This window comes from Spiroplasma ixodetis, from assembly GCF_059729505.1.
On the sequence record NZ_AP038353.1, the window covers coordinates 967,103 to 981,781 of the forward strand.

At 23.9% G+C, this 14,679-nt stretch carries 21 protein-coding genes, 1 pseudogene and 1 other annotated feature; of the genes and pseudogenes, 10 read left to right on the forward strand and 12 right to left on the reverse strand.

Annotation, left to right across the window (positions count from 1 at the left end; translation table 4 throughout):
• Positions 1 to 9: 9 nt before the first annotated feature.
• Genes nadE through obgE form a run of 3 tightly spaced genes read right to left on the reverse strand, consistent with a single transcriptional unit; the run spans position 10 to position 3,160 of the window.
• A complete protein-coding gene (gene nadE, locus AC6I4F_RS06275; protein WP_497873212.1) occupies positions 10 to 756 on the reverse strand; it encodes an NAD(+) synthase in 747 nt (248 codons plus the stop codon).
• A gap of 2 nt (positions 757 to 758) precedes the next feature.
• Positions 759 to 1,850: a DNA recombination protein RmuC gene (locus AC6I4F_RS06280; protein WP_497873213.1), complete on the reverse strand. Its 1,092-nt coding sequence runs from the start codon at positions 1,848 to 1,850 to the stop codon at positions 759 to 761.
• Between the two features lie 23 nt (positions 1,851 to 1,873).
• Complete coding sequence (obgE, locus tag AC6I4F_RS06285) at positions 1,874 to 3,160, reverse strand: GTPase ObgE (protein ID WP_497873214.1); 1,287 nt, start codon at positions 3,158 to 3,160, stop codon at positions 1,874 to 1,876.
• A gap of 438 nt (positions 3,161 to 3,598) precedes the next feature.
• On the opposite strand from obgE, the gene AC6I4F_RS06290 reads away from it, so the two are divergent.
• The 3 genes from AC6I4F_RS06290 (at position 3,599) to AC6I4F_RS06300 (ending at position 5,062) form a co-directional block, all read left to right on the forward strand.
• Positions 3,599 to 3,970 (forward strand): transposase, encoded by a 372-nt coding sequence (locus AC6I4F_RS06290; RefSeq protein WP_497873215.1) that lies wholly within the window; start codon positions 3,599 to 3,601, stop codon positions 3,968 to 3,970.
• Positions 3,903 to 4,460 carry an IS1595 family transposase gene (locus AC6I4F_RS06295; RefSeq protein WP_497873216.1) on the forward strand — a complete coding sequence of 186 codons (558 nt, stop codon included), beginning with the start codon at positions 3,903 to 3,905 and terminating at the stop codon, positions 4,458 to 4,460. The genes AC6I4F_RS06290 and AC6I4F_RS06295 overlap by 68 nt, the downstream gene beginning before the upstream one ends.
• A gap of 233 nt (positions 4,461 to 4,693) precedes the next feature.
• The gene (locus AC6I4F_RS06300; protein WP_497874679.1) at positions 4,694 to 5,062 is read left to right on the forward strand and encodes a transposase; all 369 of its coding nucleotides are present in this window, start codon (positions 4,694 to 4,696) and stop codon (positions 5,060 to 5,062) included.
• Between the two features lie 88 nt (positions 5,063 to 5,150).
• On the opposite strand, the gene AC6I4F_RS06305 is transcribed toward AC6I4F_RS06300, so the two are convergent.
• Positions 5,151 to 5,291 carry a hypothetical protein gene (locus AC6I4F_RS06305; protein ID WP_497873217.1) on the reverse strand — a complete coding sequence of 47 codons (141 nt, stop codon included), beginning with the start codon at positions 5,289 to 5,291 and terminating at the stop codon, positions 5,151 to 5,153.
• A 65-nt stretch (positions 5,292 to 5,356) separates the two neighbouring features.
• Between AC6I4F_RS06305 and AC6I4F_RS06310 the strand changes: the two genes are divergently transcribed.
• Together AC6I4F_RS06310 and AC6I4F_RS06315 are read left to right on the forward strand one after the other, a co-directional pair.
• Entirely contained in the window at positions 5,357 to 5,605 is a 249-nt protein-coding gene (locus AC6I4F_RS06310) for a hypothetical protein (RefSeq protein WP_497873218.1), read from the forward strand.
• A 64-nt stretch (positions 5,606 to 5,669) separates the two neighbouring features.
• Positions 5,670 to 6,038, forward strand: a complete 369-nt coding sequence (locus AC6I4F_RS06315; RefSeq protein ID WP_497873219.1) for a hypothetical protein — start codon at positions 5,670 to 5,672, stop codon at positions 6,036 to 6,038.
• A 207-nt stretch (positions 6,039 to 6,245) separates the two neighbouring features.
• Here AC6I4F_RS06315 and rpmA read toward each other — a convergent pair whose 3' ends face one another.
• The 3 genes and pseudogenes from rpmA to rplU all read right to left on the reverse strand — a co-directional run.
• Positions 6,246 to 6,533: a 50S ribosomal protein L27 gene (rpmA, locus tag AC6I4F_RS06320; protein WP_174481212.1), complete on the reverse strand. Its 288-nt coding sequence runs from the start codon at positions 6,531 to 6,533 to the stop codon at positions 6,246 to 6,248.
• 2 nt (positions 6,534 to 6,535) lie between these two features.
• The gene (locus AC6I4F_RS06325) at positions 6,536 to 6,847 is read right to left on the reverse strand and encodes a ribosomal-processing cysteine protease Prp (RefSeq protein WP_281748879.1); all 312 of its coding nucleotides are present in this window, start codon (positions 6,845 to 6,847) and stop codon (positions 6,536 to 6,538) included.
• Between the two features lie 334 nt (positions 6,848 to 7,181).
• Positions 7,182 to 7,472 (reverse strand): annotated as a pseudogene (gene rplU / locus AC6I4F_RS06330) (50S ribosomal protein L21); the annotation flags it as partial.
• An 11-nt stretch (positions 7,473 to 7,483) separates the two neighbouring features.
• Positions 7,484 to 7,556, reverse strand: a sequence feature (ribosomal protein L21 leader region).
• A 296-nt stretch (positions 7,557 to 7,852) separates the two neighbouring features.
• Between rplU and AC6I4F_RS06335 the strand changes: the two are divergent.
• The 4 genes from AC6I4F_RS06335 (at position 7,853) to AC6I4F_RS06350 (ending at position 10,324) form a co-directional block, all read left to right on the forward strand.
• Positions 7,853 to 8,350 carry a hypothetical protein gene (locus AC6I4F_RS06335; protein ID WP_497873220.1) on the forward strand — a complete coding sequence of 166 codons (498 nt, stop codon included), beginning with the start codon at positions 7,853 to 7,855 and terminating at the stop codon, positions 8,348 to 8,350.
• A gap of 149 nt (positions 8,351 to 8,499) precedes the next feature.
• Positions 8,500 to 8,808, forward strand: a complete 309-nt coding sequence (locus AC6I4F_RS06340; RefSeq protein WP_497873221.1) for a hypothetical protein — start codon at positions 8,500 to 8,502, stop codon at positions 8,806 to 8,808.
• Between the two features lie 168 nt (positions 8,809 to 8,976).
• Positions 8,977 to 9,489, forward strand: a complete 513-nt coding sequence (locus AC6I4F_RS06345) for a hypothetical protein (RefSeq protein WP_497873222.1) — start codon at positions 8,977 to 8,979, stop codon at positions 9,487 to 9,489.
• Positions 9,458 to 10,324, forward strand: a complete 867-nt coding sequence (locus tag AC6I4F_RS06350; RefSeq protein WP_497873223.1) for an IS1595 family transposase — start codon at positions 9,458 to 9,460, stop codon at positions 10,322 to 10,324. The genes AC6I4F_RS06345 and AC6I4F_RS06350 overlap by 32 nt, the downstream gene beginning before the upstream one ends.
• Positions 10,325 to 10,833: 509 nt before the next feature.
• Here the strand turns inward: AC6I4F_RS06350 and AC6I4F_RS06355 are convergent.
• A complete protein-coding gene (locus AC6I4F_RS06355; protein WP_497873224.1) occupies positions 10,834 to 11,079 on the reverse strand; it encodes a hypothetical protein in 246 nt (81 codons plus the stop codon).
• A gap of 49 nt (positions 11,080 to 11,128) precedes the next feature.
• Here AC6I4F_RS06355 and AC6I4F_RS06360 point away from each other — a divergent pair, with 49 nt between their 5' ends.
• On the forward strand, positions 11,129 to 11,275 hold the full coding sequence (locus tag AC6I4F_RS06360) for a hypothetical protein (RefSeq protein WP_497873225.1): 147 nt from the start codon (positions 11,129 to 11,131) through the stop codon (positions 11,273 to 11,275).
• A gap of 166 nt (positions 11,276 to 11,441) precedes the next feature.
• On the opposite strand, the gene AC6I4F_RS06365 is transcribed toward AC6I4F_RS06360, so the two are convergent.
• The 4 genes from AC6I4F_RS06365 to AC6I4F_RS06380 form a co-directional block, all read right to left on the reverse strand.
• Positions 11,442 to 11,897, reverse strand: a complete 456-nt coding sequence (locus AC6I4F_RS06365; protein ID WP_497873226.1) for a DxFTY motif-containing membrane protein — start codon at positions 11,895 to 11,897, stop codon at positions 11,442 to 11,444.
• Between the two features lie 211 nt (positions 11,898 to 12,108).
• Positions 12,109 to 12,582, reverse strand: a complete 474-nt coding sequence (locus AC6I4F_RS06370; protein WP_497873227.1) for a hypothetical protein — start codon at positions 12,580 to 12,582, stop codon at positions 12,109 to 12,111.
• A gap of 226 nt (positions 12,583 to 12,808) precedes the next feature.
• On the reverse strand, positions 12,809 to 13,504 hold the full coding sequence (locus AC6I4F_RS06375; protein ID WP_497873228.1) for a hypothetical protein: 696 nt from the start codon (positions 13,502 to 13,504) through the stop codon (positions 12,809 to 12,811).
• Between the two features lie 201 nt (positions 13,505 to 13,705).
• Entirely contained in the window at positions 13,706 to 14,374 is a 669-nt protein-coding gene (locus tag AC6I4F_RS06380; RefSeq protein ID WP_497873229.1) for a hypothetical protein, read from the reverse strand.
• Positions 14,375 to 14,679 lie beyond the last annotated feature (305 nt).

Here is a 14,679-nt window from a genome sequence, read left to right on the forward strand (position 1 = left end):
CTCATTCCTTTATTTTTTTCTTGTTCATTTTGGAGCTTGCGGTACAGGTATTCTTTTGTGTGCACTATTCTGATGCATAAATTCAATTTTATTAATTACTGATGATGGTATTAATGATTTATTTCCTAGTAAATATTGATCTAATTGTTCATACTTAAATTGCATTTCCATTTCATCGGTTTGTCCACCTCATAAACCAGCAGTTGGCTTACGAATAATGATCTCTTCATTAACTTTTAATATCTTTGCTGCAACAAAAACATCTTTTTTTAACAAATGAATAATTGGTAATAAATCAACACCACCATCACCATATTTAGTAAAATAACCAATGTGTCATTCGTCACTATTATCTGTTCCTACAACTAAATAATTATGATTTTGTGCATATGCATAAAGAGTATTCATTCTTAATCTAGCTTTTAAATTTCCTAAAATTAATTTTGATTTTTCTATATTAATTTCAGTTTCTAATGTTTTTTTAAAACTTAAAAAAACATTATTTAAATTAACTACTTTGGCATTTAATTTATGAATATTAACTAAATTATTTGCATATTGTAAATCAATATCTGGTGAAAAACAAGGCATAATTAATGCTAAATGATCATTAGGAAAAACTTTTTTAATCAATAATGCTACTACTGCTGAGTCAACACCACCACTTAAACCAACAATTAAACCTTTGGCATTTGCTTTTTTTACTTCACTTTGTAAAAATTTAATAATTTCATCTAAATATTGTTCTAAATTCATAATTATTCACTCTCTTTTATTTCTTCAGACATTTCAAAAATATTGTTATAATGTCCAGCAATTTTATTATGGGTTTTATCTAAAGTTTCAATGGCTTTATTAGTTGTATCAAAACCAGACTTAACTTTTTCTCATCTATCAACCCAACGATCAAAATCATCTTTGAATAAACATAATTTTTTTGCCATTTTTTCTAAATTTTTATTGAAATCAATGTCTTTACGATTTTTATCAACTGTAAATAAAACAGCAGATAAAGTAGTAGGAGAGGTAATTCAAACACGTTTCTTAAAAGCATATTCAACAATATCATCAGCAAATTGTGCGTAAATAAAAGCAAATATTTCTTCAGAAGGAATAAACATTACTGCGCTAGAAATCTTATTTTTAATATTAATATATTTTCCAACTTCATCAATTCGTTTACGAATATCATTACGAAAATCTTTTAAATAATTTTCTTTAACTTTAATATCTTCACTTACTAAATACCTTTGATAGTTATCAATTGAAAACTTTGAATCAATAGCAATTCCTTCTTTTTCAGAATCTGTTTTTACATAGGCATCAACAACTTTGCCATCAATTGTTTTATATTGTCGTTCTCATAATTTTTGATTTGAACCCAACATATTAGTCAAAATTTTTTCTAAAACAAATTCACCAACATTACCACGTTTTTTAGTATTAATAAAAACTTCTTGTAAACTTTGAATATTATCATTAATTTTTCCTAAAACAGTTGATGATTCTTGTAACTTTGCTAAATCTTTAATAACATCTACTACTTGTCTTTGAATGACATCAGCATTGCGTTTATAATCATCTTCTTTTTTATCTAAATTTTTTTGAAAATTATCAATATTACTCATTAAATTAATTAATTTTTCGGTTTTATCACGATCTGAACCATTTCATGATATTTTAAAATCATTTAATTGTTCTTTTAAAGTTTCTACTTGCATTTTTAAAAAGTCTTGTGCAATTGGGTCACTAGTAACATTCTGACTTTTTTTAATTTGCATATAAATTATTAAGCCCCCAATACTACTAATAATTAAAATAACTACCAATAAACTAATTACTATTTCCATTTCCTATTTTCCTTTGCTCTTTTTTATTCTTCTTCCCAAATCATATCATAATTAAAAATCTTAACATGATCACCTTTTTTTATTCCTTGCTTTCTTAATTCATCATAAATTCCTAAATCTTGTAATTTAATTTTAAATAATAAAATATTATGATAATTATTTAAAGAATTTTTTTGATATATTACTTCAACGGCTTTACCAGAAATAGTTCATTTATTACTTGCAATTTTAGTAATAAAAACTTGTGGAACTTCTTCTTTATTAATATATTCATAAAGAATATGTTCTTCATTATTTTCATCATTATTAACTTGATGCAGTTGTTCTTTTTCAACAGCTTTAGCAATATCTTTAATTAATATATCCAAACTAATATGTTTCATAGCAGAAATTGCAATTATTGGTAATTTAATTTGTTCTTTTAATTTCTCTAAATTAGTTTCTGCATCTGGTAAATCAATTTTATTCGCAACAATTAAATGCGGTTTTTTTGTCAAATCTTTATTATAACTTTCTAATTCACTCATAATTAATTGATAATTTAAAAAATGATCTTGAGTCTTATCACTAATATCAATCATATGTACTAAAACTTGACAACGTTCAATATGACGCAAAAATTGTAAACCTAGTCCTTTTCCTAAACTAGCTCCCGCTATTAATCCAGGCAAATCCGCCATAACAAAATTATTATTTTTATCAACTTTAACAACACCTAAATGCGGATTAAGAGTTGCAAAAGGATAATCAGCAACTGTTGGAGTTGAAGCAGAAATAGCTCCTAATAATGTTGATTTACCGGCGTTAGGCAACCCAACTAATCCGGCATTAGCCAATAATTTCAACTCACAAATTATTTGAAAATGTTGTCCAGGCATTCCTTTTTCACATATTTTAGGTACTCGATTTATTGCCGAAGCAAAACGAGCATTTCCTAGTCCACCAAGACCACCGGCAGCAATTATTATTTCTTGTTTATCTTTAATAATATCACCAAGAATATTTTGAGTTTTGTTATCTCTAATAATAGTACCCAATGGAACTTTTACATAAGTATTGGTTCCTTTACGTCCATGCATATTTTTGGGTGCACCATTTTTACCATCTTCAGCAGTTATCTCTTTATTTTTACGTAAGTCTAATAGAGTATTCATACCCGAATCACCAATAAAGATAATATTACCGCCTCTTCCTCCATCTCCACCAGATGGACCACCTTTGGCTACATAAAGTTCACGACGAAAAGCAACAACACCATCACCACCTTTGCCAGCAGTAACTTTTAATTTTGTTACATCTATAAAACGCATTTCTTACTCCTTTTTTATATTAATAAAAACTCTTATTATATAGTGTTAACATTTTTGTGTAAAATACTATTTTATTTTTCATATAATTTTAGTATACAGATATTATTGTTAAAAAAATAATAATTTACTATATCTAGTTAATATTTTTTGTAAACCATTTTTGCTTTATGAAAATTAAAAAAATGTTTTTTTTTAATGTTAAATATCATTTAAGTTATTTTCATATATGAAAAATTATATATTAAAATAAAACTTATAAGTGTTTTTATTAATTTGATTAAAATCAAATAAATAGTTTTTTTTATTTAGTTTTATCTTTGAAAAAATATATTGTATATTGTTTTTTTTCACATATAAACTTTATTTGATATTTATTTAAAGTAATTTAAAAAAATAAAATTTATTACTGACCTATTAGTAAACTACTTTTATATTTAAATGGAAATTATCCCCGCATGTACTAGTGTGGAGGAAAAAATGAATTGAAATGAATTCAATAGCATATTTCAAAATGAAAATGATTGTTTGAAATATATAGCGAAGTTGAAAGTAATGAAATGTATCAGGTGTTTTTCTTCTAGTTTGAATGTTTCTGATTTAAAAAGAATAAGATGTTTGAAATGTCATCAAACATTTAGTATTCTTCATGACACCATTTTTCACAAGTCACAAACATCTTTGACATCTTGGTTTTATCTCATTTTTAGATGAATAAACACAAAGCATGGTATACCATCAACAGATGTTGCAAGGGAATTGGGTGTGACATATAAAACAGCTTGAAAAATGGTGTCATGAAATCAGAACTAGAATTTGGAATCAAGATGCAGGGTTCATTGATGATGGCACAGCACAGATGAATGAAATGTATCTTTCACATGTAGGTTTTAAAAAACAAGGATCTTCCTTGTTGAATAAAACCTTGATTGTTGGAGTTTATGAGAAAACCAGCAACAAACTAATTGTGAAAGTATTGAAAAAAGCAGATGAGAAAAACCTTTTATGATTTGCATTGAAACACATTTCTACTGGGTGTTGTCTATTTACGGATTCTTGGAAGGGATATGGAAGTTTCAAAAACTTTTATCACAAACATGAAATCGTAAATCATGAAGTTGGGTATGTGTCATCAACAGGTGTAAACACAAACCAGATTGAATCTGCATGAAAACACATCCGACGAACTTTCCGAACACACATAAAAGTTTTAAAACACAATATTCATTTATATGCAAAAGAAGATGCATATAAATTCAATAAGATACCTAGTTTTGAAACTATAATTTTGTGTTTGATTTAGATACATGTAGGGATAATTTCCTAGATAGGCTTTTATCTCCATTTATGTGATAAAATTTAAAAATAGTACATAAAGGGATAAAAGCCATAATTTATCAAGACGAAAAATTAAAAAAATTATGAATAAACATAATTTAATATCAAAATACACTAAATTATCATAATAAAGTCAATGATAGTCAAATTACTAATCTTGTTAATAAAGACTTTAATAATAGGCTTAAAAATGAAGTTATTGTTAGTGATTTAACTTATGTTCAAGTTAATGGTAAATTAAACTATATTTGCTTATTAATCGACCTGTACAATCGCGAAATTATTGGACATAGTGTAGGTACTAAAAAAGATGCATCATTATTATATCAAGCATTTATTTGCTCAAATCGTTGTTTAAAAAATATTGAAATATTTCATAGCGATCGCGGTAATGAATTTAATAATAAAAGTTTATCAATAGTTTTATTAGCATTCAATATTACCCACTCTTTAAGCAAAAAAGGTTGTCCTTATGATAACGCTGTTGCTGAAGCAACTTTCAAAACTTTCAAAACAGAGTTTATTAATGATAAAAATTTTACATCATTAATCCAATTAAAATTATAATTATTTGCTTATATCAATTGATACAACAACATAAGAATCCACAGTACTCTAAACTACTTAACCCCCATAAAACACCAAGCACAAATGTCTACCAAAAAACAGTCCTAAAAAAAGTTGCCATTCCATTTGTGTTTGATTTAGATACATGTGGGGATAATTTTCTAGATAGGCTTTTATCTCCATTTATGTGATAAAATTTAAAAATAGTACATAAAGGGATAAAAGCCAAAAATATTTTAATAAATCTCAATTATTAAATATAAATATTTATATTTAAAAAGGGGTACTTTAAAAATGATAAATGATAAAGATAAAAATATAGTAAAAAAATCTGATGTTGATAGTTGATGAGTTATTACCACTAATAATAAATGTGATAAAAAAATTGAAAAATTAAATAAAAAATTACAAGAAACATGTAATAAATTAGACGAAATAAGCAATCTTTATACAAAATCAGTAAAAGAAAACAAAAATTTCGAATATAAAGTTAAAGAACTAAAAGAAGAATTAAAAAAATTCAAGATAAAAATACAAAATTAGAAACAAACTTAAAAGAGAAGCAACAGAAAGTATTGAAGATTTACAAGAAATAATCCAAGATTATATGGATAATAAAGAAAAATTCGAAGAAGAATTAAAAGAAACTCAAGATAATAATGCAAAACTAGAAATAAAATTAAAAGAAATAGAAAATGATAAAGAAAAACTAGAAACAGAACTTAAAGATTATAAGGATAAAAATGAAAATTTAGAAAAAGAATTAAGAAAATCTAGATATACTATAGCAAAACAAGCAGCAGAATTAAGAGAATCTAAAGGTATTAAAGAAAAATTAGAAAAACAATTAAAAGAAACAGAAAAAAATATTAGATATTTACAAAAAATAATACAAGAAAATAAAACACAATTAGAAAAAGAATTAAAAGATTATATAAATAATGGAAATTATCTCCATTTATGTGATAAAATTTAAAAATAGTATATAAAGGGATAAAAGCCCTTTTTTTAATTGTTTTAATAAAATTAAGGCTTTGTTTGCTGAAATACTACCAGTAATTATTAAAGTAAGATGTTTCATTATTTTCTCCTATCATATCATTAAACATAAAATAAACAAACAAAACCCATCTTCAAAATATGATAGCATTGAAAATAGGTTTTTATTATTAAAAATTTATTTTTACTTTTTATCAAGTATAACTGAAACTCGTGTTTTATTTTTTTTAAAAATAGTATACTTAACAATTCCTGATTTTAAAGCAAATAAGGTATCATCACCACCACGTCCTACATTTTCACCAGGGTGAATTTTAGTTCCACGTTGACGATAAATAATTGTTCCCTCTTTTAAACTTTGTCCATCACCAATTTTAGCACCTAAACGTTTAGAATGTGAATCACGACCATTACGAGTTGAACCCACTCCTTTTTTTGAAGCAAATAATTGTAAATTTAATTTATAAAACATAATTACACCTCTTTTATGTTAATATATTTTGGATATTGTTCTTTAATAGTTTTTAATTGTCAAAGCATTGTTTTTAAAATGATTTGACTATTATTAGTGAAACTAGCAACTTTAAGTTTAACTAATCCAGCAGTATTATTAATTACTTGAACTTGATTATTATCAAGTTCATGAAGTGCATTTAATGTACCAATAACAATGGCTGAAATGCCTGCACAAACAATATCATTTCCAATTTTTGAAAAATTAGCATGACCAGTAATTATAACTTCTACAATGTTACTATTTTGGTAATTATAAGTAACTTTAACCATAATTTAATATTACCTTAAATTATTTGTTATTATTTTCATCATCTTCTTTAACAACTTTAACAGTCATATTTTTATGATCAAAAATAGTTTTTAAATTACCTTCACTAACAACATTTTTAGTGTTATCTGGCTCTGTAATATTATCCTTAACAACTGATTTAGTTTTAACAACTTTTTCTTTTGTAAGTTCTTTTTTTACTTTACTAAATACTGATTTTGGCTCTTTAATAATAGGAGTTAATACTTCAGAAATTACTTCTTTTTTTACTTCATCTTTAATTACTGATTTTGATTGTTCAGTTTTCTTATCAACAAGACTTTTACCACCAAGTAAGATATCAGTAATTAATACCTTTGTATATGGCTGACGGTGTCCATACATTGTTTTTGAATTTTTCTTAGGTTTATATTTAAACACTCGAATCTTTTTTGATTTATCTTGTTTAATAATCTCACCATGAACTTCAGCACCTTTTAGGAAAGGGTTACCGAATTGTTGATCAATCATCAATATTTTGTCAAAAATAATCTTATCTTTAACTTTGCCAACAAGTTTTTCAACAAAAATCTCTTGATCATAGGAAACGTTAATTTGTTTTCCTCCTGTTTGAATAACCACAAACATTTTTCTTATTACCTCCAGTTTAGACTCGCCTTATAGGTGGAATAAATCACTTGTTAACCTAAAGTAGAGCGGTTGAAACTGCATAAACAGTCTTAAATATTATAAAGTATTTTTTATTAAAAGCAATACAAAATTAGTAATTATACAAATAATTTAAATATAAAATAATGATAAAAAATCAGAAAAAAATTATATCTTTAATATTTAAATAATTAATGTAACTATAATTATATCTACACTAGATTATGTAATTAATATTCTTTTTATAATTATTATTGAAATTATGATATTATTTTTCTAAACTTAATATAAGTTTTTAACTCATTACTTATTCAAAAGTAAATGAGTTTTTTTATTTTTAGAAAAGAAGATTAAAAGAGATGGCTAAAGATAAAAATATCATTAATGAAACAATTGATTATTTACCGTTGTTTGGTGCTGGATTAGGAGCAATTGACGGTCTTTCATGAACAAATCCAGTGCCTGTTACCAACATTGCGATTGGTGCTGCAGCTGGAGGAATAGCAGGTTATCAAATTAAAAAAGCTGTAAAAAATAAAGATAAAAATAAAACTAAAGTTGGAACATCATTAATTTGTGGTGGTGGAGCTGGTGTATTAAATGCAGTATTAAATCCAGAAGCATCATTAATGAATACATTAGAAGCAACTGCTGGTGGTATTGTAATTGCTAAAAGTGGTAAATATATTGTTGATAAAGACAGTAGTTATGTAAAATCTAGACCAGAATATCAAATATTGAAACAAGTATATAAAATCAATAAAAAAGTAAATAAGATTCAAGATTTTTCTTCAATAAAAAAAGAAGCAAATTCACTAAATTCACAAAAAAATCTTCAACAAATCAATATAAATTAAAACTAATGTAAACTGATCAATAGTAAATTAAAACATTAAAAAATTATTTAGGAATTAAAATATAATTGATATTCAATTTAACTCATTCCTTTTTAAGTATTGAAATTCAAACAGAAAAACAATATAATAACGCTTTGGAGTGGTGAAAGATGAAAAGAAAATTAAGTTACAAAAAAATGCTAGCAACAGTTGGTGTATTAACTATTGTATTACCAATGTCTTTAAGTATTGCATCATATGCAATAAAAGAAAAACAAAAAAATAATGATCAAAAAATAGTAAATGCAATTAATCAAACTAATTATTCACTTGATAATATTATAATTAATAGTACTATAGATGAATTAAAAACAAACATTAGTTCAGACTTTATTAAAAATTCATTAGATAAAATTAATCAAAAAAATTTTAATAATAATTTATTTTCATTAAATAAAATTATAAATGAAAAAAATTAAGAAATTAATAACAATGACTTTAAAAAAATAGGACTTATTAATGCAAAAATTAATTATAATTATGGAAAAATTAAAAATCAATTTGTTGATTTAAAAATCAGTGTAAAATATTAAGATAAACAAATTGTTGATGATATTATTGAAAATACATATACAGTTAATATAACAATGAAAGATAGTTTAGAATCTATCAATAAAAAAATTAATAAATCTGAATTTATTAAAAATGAAATAAAAAATAATTATATTAAAAATGCTTTTAAATTCGAAGATTTTAAATTTAATAAAATTACTAATAATGAAGAAGATTTAAAACAAAAAGATTTAGATAAATGAGGTATAATTAACGCTAAAATCATTTTTAATTATGGAGAAATTAAAAATAAAGAAACTTTATTAATAATTAATATTAATGCTTCTTCTGAAAAAATTGTTGATGCTATTAATGAAACAAAATATACAACAAAAGTTAATTTTCAAAGTTCAGTAATGGAATTAAATGATTCAATTAATGCTGAATTTATTAAAAATTCATTAATTTCTGAAATTAAAAATTCTTTTAAAAATAATTTATTTTCATTAAACAAAATTACTAAAAATAAAGAAATTGATTTAAAAGATGAAGACTTCACAGTTATTGGTTCTATTAATGCAAAAGGAAATTATCCCCACATGTACTAGTGTGGAGGAAAAAATGAATTGAAATGAATTCAATAGCATATTTCAAAATGAAAACGATTGTTTGAAATATATAGCGAAGTTGAAAGTAATAAAATGTATCAGGTGTGTTTCTTCTAGTTTGAATGTTTCTGATTTGAGAAGAATAAGATGTTTGAAATGTCATCAAACATTTAGTATTCTTCATGACACCATTTTTCACAAGTCACAAACACCTTTGACATCTTGGTTTTATTTCATCTTTAGATGAATAAACACAAAGCATGGTATAACATCAACAGATGTTGCAAGGGAATTGGGTGTGACATATAAAACAGCTTGAAGAATGGTTCATGAAATCAGAACTAGAATTTGGAATCAAGATGCAGGGTTCATTGATGATGGCACAGCACAGATGGATGAAATGTATCTTTCACATGTAGGTTTTATTCAACAAGGAAAATCCTTGTTGAATAAAACCTTGATTGTTGGAGTTTATGAGAAAACCAGCAACAAACTAATTGTGAAAGTATTGAAAAAAGCAGATGAGAAAAACCTTTTATGATTTGCATTGAAACACATTTCTACTGGGTGTTGTCTATTTACGGATTCTTGGAAGGGATATGGAAGTTTCAAAAACTTCTATCACAAACATGAAATCGTAAATCATGAAGTTGGGTATGTGTCATCAACAGGTGTAAACACAAACCAGATTGAATCTGCATGAAAACACATCCGACGAACTTTCCGAACACACATAAAAGTTTTAAAACACAATATTCATTTATATGCAAAAGAAGATGCATATAAATTCAATAAGATACCTAGTTTTGAAACTATAATTTTGTGTTTGATTTAGATACATGTAGGGATAATTTCCTAGATAGGCTTTTATCTCCATTTATGTGATAAAATTTAAAAATAGTACATAAAGGGATAAAAGCCATGCAAAAATTAATTATAATTATGATTCATTTAAAAATTAACTACTAATTTAACAATTATCATAGGTGAAAGTCAAATTTTTAATAAATATGAATTAAATGATGGAAAAATAAATAAATTTCTTCAAATCTCAGATAGTATAATATTTACTGCAACAGAAAACGGAAATATTTGAGAAATTGATTTTACTAATAATACAAAAATCAATAAATATCAATTAAATGAAGAACGTATAAATAGTTTAATTAAAGCATCAAATTGTAAAGTATATGTTGGTATTATAACAAATACAATTTGAGAAATTGATTTAGAAACTGAAACTGCAGATAAGAAATTCACTGGATTTGGTGATAAGCGTGATTCTAAAACTTTAATTGAAGGTTCAAAAAATAAGTTATATGTTGGTACTGGTGATGGTAATGTTTATGAATTAGATATTAATACTGGTAATACTAAAAAATATCGTTTTGACGATTGAAGTGATGTAAATGCCCTAGTTAAAGTTACAGAAAATAAAATATACGCTGGCACTAGTGAAGGAAAATTATGAGAAATTGATTTAGAAACTAAAACCCATAAATTAAAATATGATTTTAAAAATAAAAGTAATATTATTTTTGATATTAAAGCACTATCTGATACCGAATTAATATTAGCAACAGAAGACAAAATTTATCAGTATGATTTAATCAAAAATGAAATAAAAGAAAAAATTAATTTGAAAGATGGTAAAATTATTTCTTTATCAATAGAAGATTTAAATAACAAAATATATGCTACCACTGATAATAATAATTTTTATGAACTTGATTCAAGTTTTAGTCAAGTAAAAAACAAATATGAATTAAATGCTTCAGTATATTAATCATTAATAGTTGACAAAAAACTATTTGCTGGAACGATTACAAATGTATGAGAATTAGATATTAAATAATTTTTATATAGTAAATAAAAAACACATACTTAAAAAGGTGCGTAACATATATTACGCACCTTCTTTTCCTTTTATTTTTTTAGATTTATATCACTTATTATATCTTAATATATGATTTTTTTTGTTTTTTTCTTAATACTAATAATAAAATAATACTCGTTAAAAAAATACCAATAACAGCACCAGCGATTGAAATAATAAAACGTATTAAAATTTGTTGAGGAGTTAAAAAGTATCCTGACAAATAAAATAATGATAAAACAAAAGCAAATGAAATACTATATGTAAATTGATCTAATTGATGTAATTTTAACTTATATGTAATAAAGGTTATAATAAAAGTAAATATAATTAAACTTAGACTAGAAAGTACCATTATTCAAAAAGGCAATTTAAAAGTAAAAGTAAAATCAGTACTAGTAGTAAAAAAAAGAATAATTCCCGGAATTAATACTTGTATTATTAAATAACCAACACTTAGAAAAAACTTAGTTCTTGGAAATGTATTTTCAATATTATTTTCAAAATTAACTTCTTGGTTTTTACTTTCCATACTTATCCTCTTCTATAATATAATTCTTTACAATTTTAACATGCTTTTATCAATAATTAAATAAGATTTATATTTATTAAATAACACTTATTTTAATACAAAAATTTAAAATAAAAATAGTTTTCCACAATTTAATGAAATTAAAAATTACCTATCCTATAAATTAATTGATTTTTTTGATTTAATTTTTGTTTTATTTTGTAAATCTGTATTAGAATTTATTGCGTATTTTTGTGCTTCTTCTAAATCTTGTTTTTGTAATTTTTTTCTTTTCATCAAATTTTTTTGCTGCTGCTTTTCCTTTTATAATAGTTACATGACTACCTTTAGCAACTGCATAAGTAGCACCACCATTTAAAACAGCAGTTCCTGCAACAATAATGCCAGCAGGTGGAGATAGAAAAAAAGATGTAACCAAAAAAGCACCAGCACCAATAATAGTACCTCTAACAGCACCTTCAGGAATACCTTCATAACCCCCCTTAACAAGTCCTTTAGTAGACGCAGAAATAATTTTTATTTTTTTTGCTGCTGTTGAATGTTTTGTTTTAAATTTTTTTCAGTATTTGTATTTTTTCTTAGTCATTTCTGGATGATAATTACTATCAACTAATATAAAATTAGTTTCATCTTTTTGTCTTTCATCTAAATCTGCAATTGCCTTTTCTACTTCTAATCAAGTCATTATTAACTTCTCTTTTTTTAAAAAAATTAAAAAAACTCATTTACTTTTGAATAAGTAATGAGTTTAAAACTTATATTAATTTTTAAAAAAATAATATCATATTTTCTATATTTAGTATAGAAAATTTAATTATTTTTATCAATATTACATAAATTTTTATACTATCTATATGATTAAAATTTAATAAACTATATCTATAATGACTAGGCTTACTTTAATTAACCGCTTACTTTTTAATTTTTATTCTTCTTAATATTGATATAACTACTGGAACAGCAATAATAACTAATAAAAAAGTACTACCAATAATTATAATATTTCAATTATTAATTAAAGTTGTTGTTTTTGGTTTTATTTCTGGTAAAGCAAAAGGGTTATTTTTATTTTTTTCATCATGTTTAACATTAGCATATAAATGAGTAATTAAATCGTGTTCATAAAACAATAATCAATAACGTAATTGACCTGGATTTAGTACATTAATTGCACAATCTATATTAGTAGTTTCTTGTAAATACTGATTAAAATTAATACCATATTGACTATTAGCAAAATTAGTAAAACCAGAAAACTTAGTTGATAAAGAATTAATATTATAAATATTTAAATATTGTCTTGAAGAATTATCAACTTTATCATTTACTATTCTTTGTAATAAATAAATAGTATGATCTTCAGATTGATATGTTTTTAATGGTTGATTTGAAATAGGTGTTACCTTTTCTTCTTGCGGAACAAGATTATCATCAACACGCTGATATGTTCATTTATCTTCACTAACATTAGCAGTAATAACAGCTTCTGATTTAATTTGATTAAAAGCAATCATTTGTAAATTACTATTTTTTTCATCATTAATAAAATATTGATGAATTAATGAAGATTTATCTTCTTTTTCATTAATAAATTGAATGTCTGGCATAGAACTATTAATAGTAAGTGTTTCTTGTCTTAAAACAGTACTACCACCACTATCATTTCATTTAACATTATATATAGTGGGCTTATTTTTACTATAATCTTGGTTTAAAATAGCATAGTCAAAAGTTTTATTACTATTAGTTTTAACAATTTTTTTATTGCTATGTTTTCATTATTAATAGAAATTTCTAATCCTGATTTTTTAAAAGGAGGATGCACATAAAACAAACATTTCATTACTAAAACTATCCTTAGTATTTGCAAATGGTCCAATTGGAAATATTTTAGCACGCGTTTCAAAATTAGAATTTTGAAAATTAATAGTTGGTTGTAAATTATATGGAACTTCCATTAAATTATTAATGTCACTTGCTTCATATATTTTTGCAAAAAGTCCTGCATCAATATTTTCTTTAATTGTTTGATGATATTGTAAAATTAAATTATTACTTTTTTCATTAAAAGTATGACCAAAAGCACCTGCAGTAAGAAAAACTTCTGCATTTTTAAAATAACTACTATTATCATTAATAATATTTTTTAATTGACTATAACTTTGATCATTAATAATATCATTTGTTTCAATATTACTATGTGTTCAATCATTATTAATAATTTGATCATAACTATCAAAATTAACATTTAATGGTGTATTTTTAACATTATTATATAAATATTGTGAATCATTATTTCAAGATTTAATACTATTAACTAAGTTACGATTTGATGACTTAACAATAATATGAAAGCCGCTAACTTTACTATTACTAGTTTGATGATTTTTATTATTAAAACTAATACTTAATACTGAGGTTACTAATAAACTGCTAGCACTAAGTAATAAAATTAATTTTTGTTTAAATTGTTTCATAATATTTCCTTATAAATTTAATATTTAAAAGTTATTAAATTACTATTATTTATTTTTATCTAGCAATTATGTAATTAGTATATCAATTCTTTTAAAAATATGATATATATTATTTACACGAGAAATATATATTTAAGATCTAAAATACCTACAAGATCTATCACAAATATTAATATTATATTAAGTTTCTTTAATTGAAAATACTTATCCCTAAGTCAATTAAATATAAAATTAGCAGTTACTACTTGAAACTGCTAATTTTATTTGTTAGTATATTAATATGATTAGCAATCAAGTAATTATAG